Genomic DNA, 15,572 nt, shown 5'->3' with positions numbered 1-15,572 from the left:
TTTTCGCGCCTATTTGTAAAAACGCACCACTAGCTTCGGCCTACAAAAGTTTTCACCTGGACTTTCGCGGAACCCACGCCCCGTAGCCTTGCTTAACCCACCAGGTTGCGCAACACGTCCCAGAAGGTTCCGACCATCACAACCACACCGATGATGACCACAAACCAGTTGCTGACTACCGGCCGGAAACGCTTGAGCGCATCGATGCGGTAGATGGCCCACACTGGCAGCAAGTAAGTCATGAAGCCCATGAAAATACCACCGATCAAGGTGATCATGTCCAAAATGGATGGGTTGATGATCGCCACGGCCGTGACCACGATAAAAACGAACAGGTAGATAGCAATGGCCACGGTGCGTGGTTTAGTATCCCGCATGAGCCTTGGGGCCACAAGTTTGCCAAAGTAACGGGTGCCTTCCACCGTCGCCAGCAGGTGGCCGAAGTAGGACGAGACGATCGCACAGATAACCACGATTGGTGCAATATAGGCCAAGAATTGCGTGCCAGTTTCGTTTGCCAGATAAGACAGCACCGGAATGTTCTGCTCGTAGGCTTCCTCCATGCCATCAGCGCCCAAAGCGAGTGCCGAAGACCAGACGAAAAACATGGTGAAAACCGTCAGCAGCGCGGTAGCAATTAGGACGATCTTCGACGATTGCTTTTCGGCGTCGTCGCCGTAAAAGCGCTCTGTATCCAGCACGAACTGCGAAATTGCCGCCAGGAAGCTAAACGAAAACACCAACACGGGCATGATCAGGATGATATCGCCGAGGTTAGCGACGAAACCGTCGGCGCTGTAGTGGTAGAACGAGCTGAAATCCCATTGCGGGATCAAATACAGCGAGACAGCGGCCAGCGCCACGATCAACGGGTAGATCACAAATTGCGCGACTAGCAACGCAGCGTTGCGGCCCAAGGCGAAGCCGAGTGTCATCAAGCCAACGCAGAGCGTCGCCAAGATTGGGCGCGAGATTTCTGGTCCGTTCAGCTGGTTTTGGATGAAGCTGTCGACGGTGTTGGTGATGGAAATGCCGTAGATCATGACGATCGGGAACACCGTGAACCAGTAGATCAGAGCGATCAGAATACCGATGTTTTTGCCGAAGAAGCCCGTGACCACTTCCAGCACGTCTTGGCCTTGTTGCGAGGAGCCACTGAGCATGCGCGCGTAGGCACGGTGTGACAGAAATGCCATGGGGCCGATCATGAGTGTGGCCACCAGCAGCGGCCAGAAACCGAAACTACCGGCGTTAATAGGTAAGAAAAGGATACCGGCACCTACGGCAGTACCAAACAGCGCCAGGGCCCATTTCGCATTGTTGGGCTTTTCGCCACGGACGTCCTGATCGTGGCCAGGATCGGTTGTTGTCCCGGGGTCGCCAGCTGTACCTTGGCCGCCTGCGGTTTCGGTTTGCGCTGAAGCGGGAGTGTGTTTTTCGCTCACGAGCTGGAGCCTTTCCGTCGTCAAGAATGATTATTAATAATCACAGATTGTTGAGCAGTCCACACCATTATGTCAGCCACATCACAAGAATGAAAAACCAGATCTGAAACACAACTACATCAGCTACATCTGACTTACCGACGAACACCGCCGCGGAAGCAGAATATAATTCTATAAGTAGACAGCTCTGTTCATCTAGACTGTGTGAAGCAAGTTACCGTCCACGTCGGAAAGCGACAGATATGCCTCACACCACGCCTTTTGGCCCAACCTCCACGCTGAACCACGCCAGCATCGGCGAATTCCGCACGGAAGCTGGCGCCATGATGGATGAGGTCACGCTGGGATATCACGTCTTTGGAGCTTTCCGGGGTGAGTTGGACGGACCCAATAACGTCATCCTGATCGAGCATGCCCTGACTGGCTCCTCCGACGTCGCGGATTGGTGGGGTGAATTGCTCGGCCCCGGGCGAGCTCTCGATACTTCGCGCTGGTGCTTCATCTGTGTCAATGCGCTGGGCGGCTGCCACGGTTCCACCGGCCCATCCAGCATTGCCTCCGACGGCCGGGCATGGGGTTCGCGCTTCCCGGCAGTATCGATCCGGGATATTGTCGCCGCGGAACGTCGGCTGCTCGACAAGCTCGGGTTGGAAAAGGTCCACGCCGTTATTGGCGGCTCCATGGGCGGTGCCCGCGCGCTCGAGTGGTCACTACTCTACCCAGAAATGATGGATGCGGTATGCATCCTGGCGGTATCCGCCCGTGCTTCTGGTTGGCAGATTGGCATTCAGTGCGCACAGATTTCCGCCATTGAGCGCGACATCAACTGGCACGGTGGCGACTACTACGACACCGACGACTACCCTCTCGAAGGTCTGTGCGCCGCCCGCCGGATCGCACACCTGACGTACCGTGGCGAGCAGGAGATCGACGAACGCTTCGGCTCCGATGCGAACGAAGGCGAAAACCCCTTCGGCGAATTCCGTGACCCTACCCAGCGCTTCGCGGTCAATAGCTACCTGGAATACCAGGGCATCAAGCTGTCGGAACGCTTCGATGCCGGTTCCTACGTCGCGCTCACCGAGGCGCTTAACCGGCACGATATTGGGCGCGGGCGTGGCGGTCTCAATCGCGCCCTCGGACGTTCGACCGTGCCGACAATGATCATTGGCGTCGACACGGACATTTTGTACCCGTATCACCAGCAGGAACATCTCTCACGGAATATTGGCAACTTCTTGGGTATGGCGAAGATTGTCTCGCCGGTTGGCCACGACGCGTTCCTAACGGAAACCCGGCAGTTAGATCGCATTTTCCGGAAGTTCTTCAAGTTGTCTTTGCCGGAGCCCTACAGTATTTAAACTTGCCCGCCCTGGTCGTGCCCCGCGCAATTTTGGCTATCCCAGCCTCCACCCCCGCGACACAATCCATAAGCACACAGCAATACATAAGCCCCGCGCAATACTTGCACACCGACTGCAATATTGCATAGCATGTGCAAGTATTTTATTTGCTGTACACCGCAAAGGATTGTCATGTCGCGCTTCCTCTACCGGCTCGGTAGCCTCGCCTACCGGCACGCCTGGCCTTTTCTTGCCTTTTGGCTCATTGTTCTCACAGGTTTAGGCATCGTAGTTTCCACCGTTGCCCAGCAACCTTCGCCGAACTTTTCCATGCCGTCGATGGATTCCACCGACACCCAAGAACGCATGCAGGAGCATTTCGCACGCGATAAAGCCGCCCAGGGCGAAGGCACCGAGGAACAGGATTTCGTCTCCGCGCCCGAAGGCACGGTGGTTATCCAATCACAGGATGCCCCGCTAACGGCCCCTGAGGTCATGGCTGAAGTCGACGCCTTGGTCGCCGATATGCAGGCCACTGGTGTGCTCGCTACCCCAGAGACCGTGGTCAACCCAGTTATGGCGGCTGCGGGCATGGAACAGCAGATGCGTGAGCAACTCGCCGCCCAGGGCATGCCGGAAGAAAAAATCCGGGCGGACCTGGCTGCAATCTCGCCATTATCAGAAGACGGGCACACCGGCACCATCTCGCTAACCTTCGATGCCGCAACCGCCATGGCCATTGCCCCCGAAGACCGCGAAGCCATCACCTCGCTTGTCGACGCCTTCGATGAGCAGCCCGGCTTCCAGGCTGGCTACTCTGGCAACGCTTTCATGGGCGAAATGGGCATGGACCCAACTGCGGAAATGATCGGTTTAGCCGTTGCCGCCATCGTGCTGCTGGTGACTTTCGGTTCCGCTATCGCTGCCGGTATCCCGCTGATTTCTGCGATCGTCGGTGTTGCCACCGGGCTGCTCATTGTCATGTCCGGCACCGCGCTGACCGACGCTATCAACGACATGACCCCGGTTTTGGCCAGCATGATCGGCTTGGCCGTGGGCATCGACTACTCGTTGTTTATCCTTTCGCGGTTCCGCAACGAGCTGATCACCGTGACCGGGACGCAGCACCAATCGCCGAAGGAATTCGCCCAGACGCTACGTGGCCTGGACAAACCCACCCGCGCGCACGCGATGGGCATGGCGCTGGGCACCGCCGGCGGTTCCGTGATTTTCGCGGGTGTCACAGTGCTGATCGCCCTGGCTGCCCTGAGCATCATCGATATTCCATTCTTGACCGCCATGGCCTTGGCCGCCGCAGGTACTGTCGCACTCGCCGTGCTGGTAGCACTGACGTTCCTGCCCGCAATGGTCGGGTTGCTGGGCTCTAAGATTTTCGCCTTGCGCATCCCTGGCCCGAAGGTTCCGGACCCAGAAAACGACAACCCCACCATGGGGCTGCGCTGGGCGCGGCAGATTCGCAAACGCCCAATTCTGAACCTCCTGGTTGGCGTCGTCATGCTGGGTATTCTGGCCATTCCTGCAGCACAGTTGCAGCTTGCTATGCCCACCGAGGGCCAGGAATCGCCCGGCAGCCCGCAGCGCAACGCTTATGAGATGACCTCCGAGGCCTTCGGGGACGGCCGCAACGCCCCGATGCTCGCGTATATCGACGCCACCAACACCCCTGCCGAGCAGCGCCCACAGCTGATGCAGGAAGCGATGACGACGTTTACCGCCACCGACGGCGTCGTCAATGCCCAGGTGGTAGATACCACTGCCGAAGCCGATGGCATCCAGATGCTGATCACCCCCACCACGGGTGCTACCGACGAGGAAACCACCGATACCCTAGAGCGTCTGCGCGAGAATCAGGCACACTTTGCTGAGCAGTACGACGCGTCATTCGGCATCACCGGCATCGCCCCGATCTTCGACGATATTTCGCAGCTGCTGACCGGCATTTTGATCCCGTATATCCTGATCGTGCTGGGCCTGGCATTCATCGTGTTGGTGCTGGTATTCCGCTCCATCCTGGTGCCGCTGATCGCGGCCGCCGGCTACGCCCTCTCGGTTGCTGCGACCTTCGGCCTGACGGTGTTCATGTTCCAGGAAGGCGGGTTCGGCATCGTCAGCGATCCGCAGCCGATCTTGTCTTTCCTGCCGATCATGCTCATCGGACTGACTTTCGGTTTGGCCATGGATTACCAGGTCTTTTTGGTCACCCGCATGCGCGAGAATTTCGTGCGCGTCGGCAAGACCGCTGGCAATGCAACGGCGAACGGCTTCAAACACGGCGCGCGTGTGGTCACTGCTGCTGCGCTGATCATGATTTCGGTGTTCGCGGCGTTCATGCTTCTCGACGAACCGTTCATCCGCACCATGGGATTCGCGCTGGCGGTCGCCATCCTGTTGGATGCGTTTATCGTGCGCATGACACTGGTTCCGGCCACGATGTACCTGCTGGGCAACAGCGCTTGGTGGTTCCCGCGATGGCTGGATAAGATTTTGCCGCGCCTGGATATCGAGGGCGAAGCTTTGGAAGACGACAAGGAGAAGCTGTTGGCGCGCACGGAAAAACAGGCCAGCGATGACTAACCGCGCGGGCCATGGTGCTACCAGCAGCAAGACCGTAGGCTCCCCCAGCAACACCAGCCTGCGGGAGAAAAAGAAAGCTGAAACCAAAGAGGCCATCGTACGAGCTGCAGCGCACGTCTTATTGCGCGACGGCGCAGAGGCGCTGACTGTCGCCCACGTCGCCCAGACAGCCGGGGTTTCTCCCCGCACATTTCACAACTACTTCCAGTCCATGGAAGAGGCCTTGTTGTGGTTTATCCATTTGCACGGCGCGGAAATCACCGAGGCTTTCGCGCAGGTTCCGGCCGAGTATTCCGTGGTAGAAGCTGCCCGCGCGGTGTTTGTTGTGGATTCCGATGCTGGCGCTGACACTAGTGCTGTCACTGTAACTAGCACTAGCACTGGCACTGGCGAGCAGTCCTCGATGGTTGCGTTAATGCACGTGGTGCAGCAGGTAGCGGCGATGCCAAATATTAGTGCAGCAAAATACGCTTTCGAGGAGGACTACGGCGACACGTCCCCGCATTTGCTTGCCGACGCTTTGGCCGCGCGGATGCCGAATGCCGATCAGTTCACCATCCACACGTACGACTGGTTGATCGGCGCCGCGATTGCCTCGGCAGTCGACGAATACACGGCTGCGCGGTCGTCGGCACGCAGCCGTGATGTTGACAGCTCCGCTGACTCTGGAGCAACTAAAGAAAAGAACCGCCCTGAGTTAAATTATTTACTCGATCGCGCGTTCGATGCACTAAAAATGATTCACTAATAGTCCGGCAATTATCCACGTCAGGATTCATTGATTAGCAATCAAGTTCGATATCGTGGACCGCTGTGTGCAGCAGCATCTTATTCTTAAGTTATGTCGTTGCCACAGCAGTCTTATTTAATTAACCTCCTTACTCGTACTTACATCGCCGCCCACACAGATTCGGGAAGCTTCCACAAGGGATCAAAAATTGATTCCACAGCAATTTCCGGCCACACAGTGACCGACAAATCTATTAAAGCTTTCGTGCAGGGATCGGCAATCCATCCCTATGAGGTGCACATCAAGCTGGTCGAAGGAACGCCCATCACCTATTGCACCTGCCCTGTGCAGCACCAATGGTGCAAGCACTGCGTCGCCGTCGGTTTACGCAGCATCGCATTATTTCAAGCGTCTGAGGATCGTTTCCTAGAAAACTTCGTCGACACCGCGAGCCCTAGTGAAATCGTTAGTGCATTCCGGAAAATTTTTCAGTGGGAACCACAGGTCCAGCTCCCGCTACAGCTACTTGTCTTGGCGCATACTGGCACGACCGTGAGCATTTCGGAGTTTCTTGAAGATCACCTTGGCAAAGCCATTGGGAGCTTTCTGCCGCCGCGGTGGACAGAAAGCAGCCCGCCATCTGGGGCTGGTGCGCACTCAAGTCTGAACGCGGGCGTCGGCAAGCGCGAACAAACTGCTCGGTTTGAAGAAATGATGGTGATTTTTCGGCATTTCCTTGACCATGGGCATACAGAATTGATGCTTCCGTACCTCGAGGAATTCATAAAGCAACTTGCCAGCAACCGTACGCTGAGCCTGGCGGGATGTGAGGCTGCGAAAAATACGCTGAACGATGCTCTTGCCCTGCATTTATCCGCGGCCAAGGCTGTGGTGAGCTCAGCGAATGCGTCTGCTGGGGCGGAAATCGCGCGGTGGATAACCTGGACCTATTTTTTCAGCGAAGATATTACGCCACGTCTGCCCATCTACGCTGCCGAGAAAGCACTGGGGCAGGCGGGCATAGACTACTGCGTGAATTTCGCGTTCTTGGCAGAAGGCTACTACGGCAAAGACCACCCGCGTCTGTGGCCGTACCTGCGCGACGTCATCTCGATCGCAGCACCGGCGCAAGCGAGTGCGATTACGTCGTACGCAGCAAGTTTGGGCTTGCCACCACACAACAACGCTGAGTCACAACAACACAGCCGCCAGTGAGGTTCCCGGCAGGTGTTAGGATCACCAACATGCCTGAACATGCACCGGATACACCACTGCCCCATCACATCGTAGTGATGGGGGTTTCTGGGAGCGGGAAGACCACCGTCGGCACGGAACTGGCAAACCTTTTAGGGCTGGTTTACCTCGACGGGGATGATTTTCACCCGCAAGCCAATATCGACAAAATGGCCAGCGGCATCCCGCTTGACGACGCCGACCGCTGGCCGTGGTTGCGACGCGTCGGCAATTGGCTCGCCGAACAAGAACACGGCGCGATCGTTGCGTGCAGCGCGTTGAAGCACAGCTACCGCGAGGTATTGCTCTCTGAGTGCCCGGGCACCGTGTTTGTGCACTGCACAGGCTCACGCGAACTGCTGGAGCAACGCATGCTGGAGCGCACTAAGCATTTCATGCCGGCGCATTTGCTGGACTCGCAGCTGGCTACTTTGGAGCCGCTGCGTGCCGATGAACCCGGCGCGAGTTTTGATGTCGCCGAACCACCAACCCTGGTGGCGGAGGCAATGAAGGACTGGATTACAGCGCGCTGACGCCGTAGATCACCATAACCAGAGCGAAACCGATAACGGAGATCAGTGTTTGATTCACCGTCCAGGTCTTCAGAGTAGTCGCGGTATCCATGCCCATCAGTCGACCCACCAGCCAGAAGCCAGAATCGTTGACGTGGGAGGCAATGACGGAACCGGCGGCCGTCGCCAAGACGATCAGTGCTAGCGCGACTTCGGAGTAATCCGCGGCAGCCACGCCCGGTGCCATCAGGGCTGCGGCCGTCGTCAAGGCGACAGTCGCCGAGCCTTGGGCAACGCGGAGTGCGGCAGCAATCAGGTAGGCGGCGAGAATCAGCGGGATGCCCATGCCTTCCATGGATTCGGCGAGCGCGTCACCAATGCCCGAGGTACGCAATACGCCACCGAACATGCCGCCAGCGCCGGTGATCAGCACGACGGAACAGATAGGACCGAGCGCGCCGTCCATGGATTTTTCAATGGCTTCGCGGCTTACTCCCCTACGCAATCCCAACACAGCGATGGCTGCGAATGCGGTAATCAGCAGGGCGATTGGGGTTTGTCCGAGGAAACGTAGGAACTGCACAAGCCCAGAATCACCGTCGATCCAGCCTGCGGTGGCGGCGGTGTTCGCGCCGGTGTTGCCGAAAATCAGGAGCATCGGCAGCAGCAGGATCGTAGCGACGGAACCAGCACCCGCCGGGTTCTTCGGAGCCTCGGAGCGCGCGCCCAACAGCAAATCAGGTACCGGCAGCGGGAATTTGCGGCCCAGGAACTGCCCCCACACATAGCCAGAGATATACCACGTCGGCAACGCGATAAGCAGGCCGAACAGCAAGATCAGCCCGATATCCGCATTGTAGAATTCGGCAGCTGCTACCGGCCCTGGGTGCGGTGGCAAGAAAACGTGGGTGACAGAAAACGCGCCGGCTGCCGGGATGCCGTAAGCCAGAATCGGGCCATCCAGGCGCCGTGCGACCGCAAAGATGACCGGCAGCATAACGATGAGCCCGGCGTCGAAGAAAATGGGAAAGCCCATCAGCAGCGATGCCACGCCCAGGGCAAACGGGGCACGCTTTTCGCCGAATTTACGCACCAGCAATTCCGCCAGCGACTGCGCGCCACCGGAGTTTTCTACCAAGCGACCAAGCATCGCCCCCAGACCGACCAACAAGGCCACCGATGCCAAGGTGGAGCCGAAGCCGTCGGTCATGGTCGGGACGACGCCTGCTAATGGGATACCCGTCGCCAAGGCCGTCAGTGCGGAGACGGTGATCAGGGTGATGAACGCGTGGATGCGGAAATAAATCACCAGCACCAAAATCGTTGCGACGGCTGCCGCGGCGATGGCTAAAAGCGGTGCTGTGCCCAGTGTGGGCTCCCAAGTATCCATTGGTGACATTGGTGCAACTTTCTACTATTTGCGGCGCACAACTAACTGCACCGCACAACTAACTACCCAGTGCGTCGACTGAGGCGGATAAAAACATCAGCGCTGCCCCGGCAACAGCGCTGAAAGCGGCGTCGAACCGGCGCGAACGCACAGCAAAGACGCCCAACTTCGCAGAGTCACAGGTCAGGCGCAGTGCTGCCAGCCAGAGCATCGCCACGCCCAGGGCAAACGTGGCTCGGCGCCAATGATCCGCGAACAAAAACCACGCGGCGGCGGCCAGCAGCACGATAAACGCAGCCATGCCAGACCATTGCATCCAACCAGGCACGCGGGAGGCAGCCAGGTTCAGGTCGTGTGGGTTGGCCAGGCCGCTGCGGTCTGCCTTCTTTTGGCGGGTCGTCAGGGATTGCGCACCGCCAGTGATTGGTTGGCCAGTGCGACGCCCAGCCTGGTGCGAGTGTGGTTTATCCGGCATGCAATTCTGCGCGCTCCACCACGTTGTGCACCAGGAAGGCACGGGTCAGCGGGCCCACACCGCCGGGGTTGGGCGAGACCGCACCGGCTTTCTCCCAAACATCGGGGGCCACATCTCCGGCGAGTTTGCCGTCGACACGCGAAACGCCTACGTCCAGCACTGCAGCACCTTCTTTCACCATGTCTGCGGTGAGCATATGCGGCACGCCGGCAGCCGCGATGATGACATCAGCAGCTTTGGTTTCTGCGGCCAGGTCTTTGGTTCCGGTGTGGCACAGGGTGACAGTGGAGTTTTCGCTGCGACGCGTCAGCATCAGACCGATTGGGCGGCCCACGGTCACGCCACGGCCGATCACCACAACTTTTGCGCCAGCAAGCTCGACGTCGAAACGGCGTAGCAGCGAAATGCAACCATTCGGGGTGCATGGCAGAGGCGCGTCCTCGTTGAGCACCAGCTTGCCCAGGTTCACTGGGTGCAGGCCGTCGGCGTCCTTTTCGGGGTCGATACGCTCCAGCACCTCGTTCTCGTTGAGGTGCTTCGGCAACGGCAACTGCACGATATAGCCGGTACAGGCTGGGTCCGCGTTGAGCTCATCAATGACGGCGAGCAATTCTTCCTGGCTGATATCGCCGGGCAGGTCACGACGGATTGAGTTGATGCCCAGAGCTTCACAGTCGCGGTGCTTCATTTTGACGTAGCTGTGCGAGCCTGGATCATCACCCACCAACACGGTGGCCAGACCAGGGGTAATGCCCTTGTCGCGTAGCTTGTCGACGCGCTTTTTCAAGTCGTCGAAGATTTCGTCTCGGTAGAGTTTTCCATCCAATGTCAATGCAGTCACGGCTACCATTCTAGACTCTTGCCATGGCCGATTTGCATGTTGTCTTTGATAATCCGGTGATCCCCTCGAATACCGGCAACGCGATCCGTTTAGCTGCGGTAACCGGGGCCCACCTGCATTTGGTGGAGCCGCTGGGGTTCAATTTCGACGATAAACATTTGAAACGCGCGGGGCTGGATTATCACGATCTAGCAGATCTGCAGATTCACCCCAACTTGGACGCGTGTTTGGAATCGCTTGGCGACGGCCGGGTGTTTGCTTTTAGCACTGGTGCCAGCACCTTTCACACTGAGGTGAACTACCAAGACGGCGACATTTTGCTTTTTGGCACAGAACCCACCGGGCTGCCTGCCGAGGCGCTAGCGCACCCGCGGATAACCGAGCAGGTGCGCATCCCCATGCTGCCAGCGCGGCGGTCGATGAATTTGTCGAATTCTGCTGCCGTCGCGGTGTTTGAGGCGTGGCGGCAACTCGGCTTTGCCGGTGGGGTCTAGTGAAAAGTCCCCGCCTGTTCTAGTTCTGGCAACGTGCGCTGGCGCAAGTATTCCAGGAGTTCCTCGGCATCGTCTGGGGAAAGATCCGCGCCTACCATGCTCACTGGCCCGCCGACCAGGTCCAGGCGTAAACTGCGCAAACCAAGCAGCGCCTGTATCGGTCCTCTGCGCAACGAGAGCTCTTGGATGTGCGGCTCGGCGACAACCGCAACGCTCCGGCCGATACAACCGTGGTGGATGATCACGGCGTCGTCGACAAGCGTGACGCCCTGTTGTTTGTAATCAATCGGCGAGCACCAACGGGCCTGCTTCGGCGAGGTGTACCGGGGGCTGGTGAAACCGTCTGGCCGGGCAAATTCGGTGAGGTGCTCGTCGGCAAGCGGGGTGACCAGCGTGGCAATCTGTTGGGCCTGTTGTTTGCTGCCGACGGGCAGGATCATCGTGGAGCCGGAATCTTTGCCAGATAGTGCGCCATAACCTGCGACATCTACCTGCACGATCCACCAGCCGGTCAGCCGCCACAGGACGGGTTGGCGGATTTCGACGGCATGGATGCGGTTCAGTGGCACTGATTGCCGACGCCTGCTGGTGAGCCCATACGCGATGTCGAGGGACGGCGAGTTGTTCGGCCCGCCGGTCTCGTTGAGCGTGGCGGTGAATTGCCACGCATTGTTGATGTGGCCAAGCAACGCGCCCAGGGCGGCAAGGACGATGACGAAACTGGAGAAGATATTCAGAGCGGTAAACAGCTGAGAAAGCACGACGATAACCGCGATCATGGTGCTGGGACGCAGCACCATTGAGCCGAGCACCCGTCCGGTGGGAATCGGCGGGATAATTACGCGGTTCGGTTGGTCAGTCGAATGAGCCGGATGGGCGAGACCAGGCTTGTGTGTTTGCGCGGCACCACCGACTGGGGTTTCTACTGGCGTCGCTTCCGGTGCACCGGGCTCTGTGATGCTTGGGTGCGAGGTATCAGGCTCGGGTGATTTTTCACCACGCACGCGCTGCAGAACTTCCACGCGTAGGCGTTCTGCTTCTTTTTTGCGCAGATATTCGACTTCAATCACAGAATCCGAGCCGCCGGCGGTCTCGACGCGGACTTTCGCGAGGCCAAAGATGCGGGCGACGAACGGCTCGACGATGTCGACGGCTTGGATGCGATTGAACCGTGCCGAGCGCACTTGGGTAGAAAACACGCCCTTTTTGCGCGCGATTTCTTCGTTGTCAAGCCGGAAGCCCATGGCTCGCCACCAGAAATACGATAGCCCCACGACGAGCACCGCGATGCCAAGCAGAATCGCGGTTCCAATGAGCAAGTCGGTCAGGATCTCGCCATCTGCCCAACTGGAGACCGTGTTGATAATCGTCGAATTGATGTTGACGAAAATGATGACGGCCAAACCAACCAACACCGACCAGAATTCCAGGATCGGGGTGAGGAAATGGACTCGGTGCCACTGCTGCTGGTTTGTTTGTGCCTCAGCCAGTGGGTGTGTGGCTGCTGGTTCTGCGGCAGTTGGGTGCGAAGCCGTGGGGTGCTGATCGTGCGGCTGAGGGTTTTCTGCTGAACTCATAGGCCGCTCATCCTCTCACGGGCTTTTTCGGACAGGCGTTGACGTAATGCATCTGCGTCGGCAGCTTCTAGCCCGGGGACATCGGAGTCGGACGAAGACGAAGCCGTATGTAGCTTTACATTTTTTAAGCCAAAGAGTTTATCGATGGGGCCAGCAGAAACATCCACAAATTGAATCCGCCCATACGGCACGACGGTAAAGGTGTGCCAGATTTTGCCGCGGGTGATCAGAAGTTCGTCGTCGGTTTCTTTCCAGCCAAGCAGTTTTACCTGCCGTGGAATGAGCCAGATGCGAAAGAGGACGAAGGCAGCGATGACGGCGGTGGCGATCCACAGCCAACTGCTCCAGAACACGGCAGCTGCGATGGAGCCACCAATAAATAATACGGCCCAGGGCAGACCTGAAAGATAACGCGCTTTGATCAGTTTCCTCGACACTGGGTTCATGGCAACCCAGGTTACCTTTCGTTGTGCAGCCTTGCGCAAACGCAAAAACAGCCATGCCGGTCATCATGACCAGCATGGCTGTGCGAAGAGAATGCGGAAGGCAATGCAAAACGAGATTGCGGCTTAGTTACCGTAGCTTGCTAGAGTTCCGCCATATCTATGTTCTTAGACGAACTTGATCTCGGTTTCTTCAACGCGCTTGAAGCCTTCGGTGTGGTCACCGAACAACTGCACGTTGCAGTCCTGGGTGGTGCAGTCGACGCCTTCGCCGGTTGGGGTCGCGCGCAAGGTGACAACAGCGGTGCCATCTTCTTTCATGTCCACGGTGCCACCCTCAGTCTTGACCCAAGCCTGGGTGGCTTCGTCGCCATGCTCACCGGTGCATAGTGGTGGACGACCTTCAGAGTCGTTTTCGTCGTCAGCACAAATAGCGACGTAGTAGCCCTGATCCGGGTTCAGACCAGACAGTTCAATCTGCAGTTCGCTGTCTGCTTCCACACCAGCTTCTGGGTCCGGGGTGACGCGCATTTCGGCATCAATGGCCTGCATTGCTTTGTCCCCGGCTTCTTTCGCCTTTTCGGTGGCGGATTCAGCAGCTTCACCAGCAGCTTCGGTGGCGGACTCTGCGGCTTCGCCAGCCTCGGAGGTTACCGATGCCGCGGTGTCTTTAACTTCTTCAGAAGAGCAGCTGGCCAGCACCAGTGCGGATGCGGAGGTGATGCCCAGGGCTGCGGAACGGAGCGTACGGCGACGAGAGGTCTTTGTAATAGTCATGAGCACATTATATGCATGATTAGTTTTTGAACAACGTAAGAGTTGCTTTAGAGCTAGCCATCAGGAAATATCTCCACATGTGAATTCCCTGCGCAAAACACTCTTAGCGACGCTTTCTACCACGTGCATCCTCTTAGCATCATGCACGGATGTGGATTCTTCAGCAGACCAAGCAATGGTTACCGAAACGTCAACGGAAACCTTTACGGAAACTGCAACCGCGTCGGCAGAATCCATGGAAGAAGCACGTGCTGAAGACGCAGCGGCAAACCCAGCCGAAGTCAACGCGCACGAGCATTCTGGGCGTGGCAATGGCACGGTGCTCCCGGAACGTTACGACGAACGCTTCCCGCGTGCTCAGGAAGCACCAGCAGATCAGCCACCAGCACCGGAGGCTCCGGGGGCGAATCCCGAGATGGACGAGCACCCGGTGGCGCCGGCGCACGTCGATGCTCCTGCTGCTCCACCGGCGGCACCCAGCGGCGAAACGTATTTCCAAAATTGCGCAGCCGCTCGTGCAGCCGGTGCCGCTCCCCTGCACGCAGGCGATCCAGGCTATCGCTCACAGCTAGACCGAGACAAGGACGGCGTAGCCTGCGAATAACGCGGTGCGCGATTACTCTTTGTCGACGGTTTTATCGTCGCCCTTCTCGCCGTCGACGTCCTTGCCATACCCGTCGTCAAGCTTGTATTCGGCAGTCTCTGGCCGCAGATCCAAAGAGGTGAATTCACCAGCCTGCTTGCCACTATCGGAGTTGTTGTCCGCAGGCGAGTCGTTGTTGTCACTCGTTGGTGACTCATCAGCTTTATTGCCCACCAATGAGCTGAGGTTTTGGTTCAAATCACTAAAACCCTGCTGGAACTTGCCCATGTTGTCCATGAACCCACCCAGAATATCGATGGGCAATGGGAACACCACGGTAGAGTTCTGGTCAGCACCCAGCTCCAAGATGGTCTGCAAGTAGCGTAATTGCAGAGCGGCTGGCGCCTTTTGTAATTCCTCAGCCGCTTCACGCAGCTCTTTCGACGATTGCAGTTCACCGTGTGCCGAAATGACTTTCGCACGGCGCTCACGCTCGGCCTCTGCCTCACGCGCGAGGGCGCGCTGCATGAGTTCCGGAATTTCCACGTCCTTGATTTCGACAATCCGAGTTTCTACACCCCAACGGTGTGTTTGACCATTGATGATGCGTCGAAGATCCTCATTAAGCTCATCGCGGTGCGCCAACAAATCGTCCAAACTGGCACGTCCCAGCAGCGAACGCAGCGTCGTCTGCGCGATCTGCGAGGTCGCGACCGCATAGTTTTCTACCTGCAGCACAGCTTTGATCGAATCGGTCACCTCAAACATGACAACGGCATTCACACGCACCGAGACGTTGTCTTTCGTGATGATCTCCTGTGGCGGGATGGTCAACGTAACCACGCGCTGGTCGACGCGTTCCATCTTGTCAATCACCGGGATGATCCAATGCCCGCCCGGTTCCATCAACGGGCGCAAGTGCCCAAACCGGAAGGCCACTCCCCTTTCGTATTGTTTGATGACCTTAAACGAATAGCTGATGATCACCACCAGCACTCCCAATGCCAGCAATGCCATGATCGGCCAAAATACTAGTGCGCTCATGAAAAATTCGCCTGTGCCTTACCTTTATGCCTAATGAGGCTTGTATGTTTTAGGAGTTTTCCACTGGTTTGCTGCGCAACCGACGCTGCG

Annotated in this window: 14 protein-coding genes and 1 pseudogene; 7 read left to right on the top strand and 8 right to left on the bottom strand. The window is 57.9% G+C overall.

Annotated elements, in window-relative coordinates; all coding sequences use genetic code 11:
- Positions 1 to 92: 92 nt before the first annotated feature.
- Positions 93 to 1,445 carry an amino acid permease gene (locus HMPREF1292_RS05390; protein ID WP_023019050.1) on the bottom strand — a complete coding sequence of 451 codons (1,353 nt, stop codon included), beginning with the start codon at positions 1,443 to 1,445 and terminating at the stop codon, positions 93 to 95.
- 242 nt (positions 1,446 to 1,687) lie between these two features.
- On the opposite strand from HMPREF1292_RS05390, the gene HMPREF1292_RS05385 reads away from it, so the two are divergent.
- The 5 genes from HMPREF1292_RS05385 (at position 1,688) to HMPREF1292_RS05360 (ending at position 7,879) form a co-directional block, all read left to right on the top strand.
- On the top strand, positions 1,688 to 2,806 hold the full coding sequence (locus HMPREF1292_RS05385) for a homoserine O-acetyltransferase (RefSeq protein ID WP_023019049.1): 1,119 nt from the start codon (positions 1,688 to 1,690) through the stop codon (positions 2,804 to 2,806).
- 174 nt (positions 2,807 to 2,980) lie between these two features.
- A complete protein-coding gene (locus HMPREF1292_RS05375; protein ID WP_023019048.1) occupies positions 2,981 to 5,383 on the top strand; it encodes an MMPL family transporter in 2,403 nt (800 codons plus the stop codon).
- Entirely contained in the window at positions 5,376 to 6,131 is a 756-nt protein-coding gene (locus HMPREF1292_RS10485) for a TetR/AcrR family transcriptional regulator (RefSeq protein ID WP_023019047.1), read from the top strand. The genes HMPREF1292_RS05375 and HMPREF1292_RS10485 overlap by 8 nt, the downstream gene beginning before the upstream one ends.
- Positions 6,132 to 6,224: 93 nt before the next feature.
- Complete coding sequence (locus tag HMPREF1292_RS05365) at positions 6,225 to 7,328, top strand: SWIM zinc finger domain-containing protein (RefSeq protein ID WP_023019046.1); 1,104 nt, start codon at positions 6,225 to 6,227, stop codon at positions 7,326 to 7,328.
- A gap of 29 nt (positions 7,329 to 7,357) precedes the next feature.
- Positions 7,358 to 7,879: a gluconokinase gene (locus HMPREF1292_RS05360; RefSeq protein ID WP_021351873.1), complete on the top strand. Its 522-nt coding sequence runs from the start codon at positions 7,358 to 7,360 to the stop codon at positions 7,877 to 7,879.
- On the opposite strand, the gene HMPREF1292_RS05355 is transcribed toward HMPREF1292_RS05360, so the two are convergent.
- The 3 genes from HMPREF1292_RS05355 to HMPREF1292_RS05345 are packed head-to-tail and all read right to left on the bottom strand — an operon-like array spanning position 7,866 to position 10,564.
- Positions 7,866 to 9,248, bottom strand: coding sequence for a GntP family permease (locus HMPREF1292_RS05355; protein ID WP_027017568.1), 1,383 nt, complete (start codon positions 9,246 to 9,248; stop codon positions 7,866 to 7,868). The genes HMPREF1292_RS05360 and HMPREF1292_RS05355 overlap by 14 nt on opposite strands.
- A gap of 58 nt (positions 9,249 to 9,306) precedes the next feature.
- On the bottom strand, positions 9,307 to 9,723 hold the full coding sequence (locus tag HMPREF1292_RS11585; RefSeq protein WP_023019044.1) for a DUF3017 domain-containing protein: 417 nt from the start codon (positions 9,721 to 9,723) through the stop codon (positions 9,307 to 9,309).
- Entirely contained in the window at positions 9,713 to 10,564 is an 852-nt protein-coding gene (locus HMPREF1292_RS05345; RefSeq protein ID WP_126856375.1) for a bifunctional methylenetetrahydrofolate dehydrogenase/methenyltetrahydrofolate cyclohydrolase, read from the bottom strand. Before HMPREF1292_RS05345 ends, HMPREF1292_RS11585 begins: the two co-directional genes overlap by 11 nt.
- A 23-nt stretch (positions 10,565 to 10,587) precedes the next feature.
- Here HMPREF1292_RS05345 and HMPREF1292_RS05340 point away from each other — a divergent pair, with 23 nt between their 5' ends.
- A complete protein-coding gene (locus HMPREF1292_RS05340) occupies positions 10,588 to 11,058 on the top strand; it encodes a tRNA (cytidine(34)-2'-O)-methyltransferase (RefSeq protein ID WP_023019042.1) in 471 nt (156 codons plus the stop codon).
- Here the strand turns inward: HMPREF1292_RS05340 and HMPREF1292_RS05335 are convergent.
- From HMPREF1292_RS05335 to HMPREF1292_RS10480, 3 genes are all read right to left on the bottom strand, one after another.
- The gene (locus HMPREF1292_RS05335; RefSeq protein ID WP_023019041.1) at positions 11,055 to 12,635 is read right to left on the bottom strand and encodes a PH domain-containing protein; all 1,581 of its coding nucleotides are present in this window, start codon (positions 12,633 to 12,635) and stop codon (positions 11,055 to 11,057) included. The two genes, HMPREF1292_RS05340 and HMPREF1292_RS05335, sit on opposite strands and share 4 nt — an antisense overlap.
- A complete protein-coding gene (locus tag HMPREF1292_RS05330) occupies positions 12,632 to 13,081 on the bottom strand; it encodes a PH domain-containing protein (RefSeq protein ID WP_023019040.1) in 450 nt (149 codons plus the stop codon). The genes HMPREF1292_RS05335 and HMPREF1292_RS05330 overlap by 4 nt, the downstream gene beginning before the upstream one ends.
- A gap of 165 nt (positions 13,082 to 13,246) precedes the next feature.
- Entirely contained in the window at positions 13,247 to 13,855 is a 609-nt protein-coding gene (locus HMPREF1292_RS10480) for a hypothetical protein (RefSeq protein WP_023019039.1), read from the bottom strand.
- Positions 13,856 to 14,006: 151 nt separating this feature from the next.
- On the opposite strand from HMPREF1292_RS10480, the gene HMPREF1292_RS11375 reads away from it, so the two are divergent.
- Positions 14,007 to 14,459 carry an excalibur calcium-binding domain-containing protein gene (locus HMPREF1292_RS11375; RefSeq protein WP_232218012.1) on the top strand — a complete coding sequence of 151 codons (453 nt, stop codon included), beginning with the start codon at positions 14,007 to 14,009 and terminating at the stop codon, positions 14,457 to 14,459.
- 267 nt (positions 14,460 to 14,726) lie between these two features.
- On the opposite strand, the pseudogene HMPREF1292_RS05315 reads toward HMPREF1292_RS11375, so the two are convergent.
- Positions 14,727 to 15,455 (bottom strand): annotated as a pseudogene (locus HMPREF1292_RS05315) (SPFH domain-containing protein); the annotation flags it as partial.
- Between the last annotated feature and the right edge of the window lie 117 nt (positions 15,456 to 15,572).

The sequence above is a fragment of the Corynebacterium sp. KPL1995 genome, from assembly GCF_000477935.1.
Classification (GTDB): Bacteria; Actinomycetota; Actinomycetes; order Mycobacteriales; family Mycobacteriaceae; genus Corynebacterium; species Corynebacterium pseudodiphtheriticum.
The sequence above is the reverse complement of the archived record's forward strand: the minus strand, read 5'-3'. Positions and strand labels throughout refer to the sequence as shown.

Coding starts and splice junctions, on each gene's coding strand:
- HMPREF1292_RS05385 (WP_023019049.1), top strand. CDS start 1,688: ATGCCTCACACCACGCCTTTTGGCCCAACCTCCACGCTGAACCACGCC.
- HMPREF1292_RS05375 (WP_023019048.1), top strand. CDS start 2,981: ATGTCGCGCTTCCTCTACCGGCTCGGTAGCCTCGCCTACCGGCACGCC.
- HMPREF1292_RS10485 (WP_023019047.1), top strand. CDS start 5,376: ATGACTAACCGCGCGGGCCATGGTGCTACCAGCAGCAAGACCGTAGGC.
- HMPREF1292_RS05365 (WP_023019046.1), top strand. CDS start 6,225: ATGTCGTTGCCACAGCAGTCTTATTTAATTAACCTCCTTACTCGTACT.
- HMPREF1292_RS05360 (WP_021351873.1), top strand. CDS start 7,358: ATGCCTGAACATGCACCGGATACACCACTGCCCCATCACATCGTAGTG.
- HMPREF1292_RS05355 (WP_027017568.1), bottom strand. CDS start 9,248: ATGGATACTTGGGAGCCCACACTGGGCACAGCACCGCTTTTAGCCATC.
- HMPREF1292_RS11585 (WP_023019044.1), bottom strand. CDS start 9,723: ATGCCGGATAAACCACACTCGCACCAGGCTGGGCGTCGCACTGGCCAA.
- HMPREF1292_RS05340 (WP_023019042.1), top strand. CDS start 10,588: ATGGCCGATTTGCATGTTGTCTTTGATAATCCGGTGATCCCCTCGAAT.
- HMPREF1292_RS05335 (WP_023019041.1), bottom strand. CDS start 12,635: ATGAGTTCAGCAGAAAACCCTCAGCCGCACGATCAGCACCCCACGGCT.
- HMPREF1292_RS05330 (WP_023019040.1), bottom strand. CDS start 13,081: ATGAACCCAGTGTCGAGGAAACTGATCAAAGCGCGTTATCTTTCAGGT.
- HMPREF1292_RS10480 (WP_023019039.1), bottom strand. CDS start 13,855: ATGACTATTACAAAGACCTCTCGTCGCCGTACGCTCCGTTCCGCAGCC.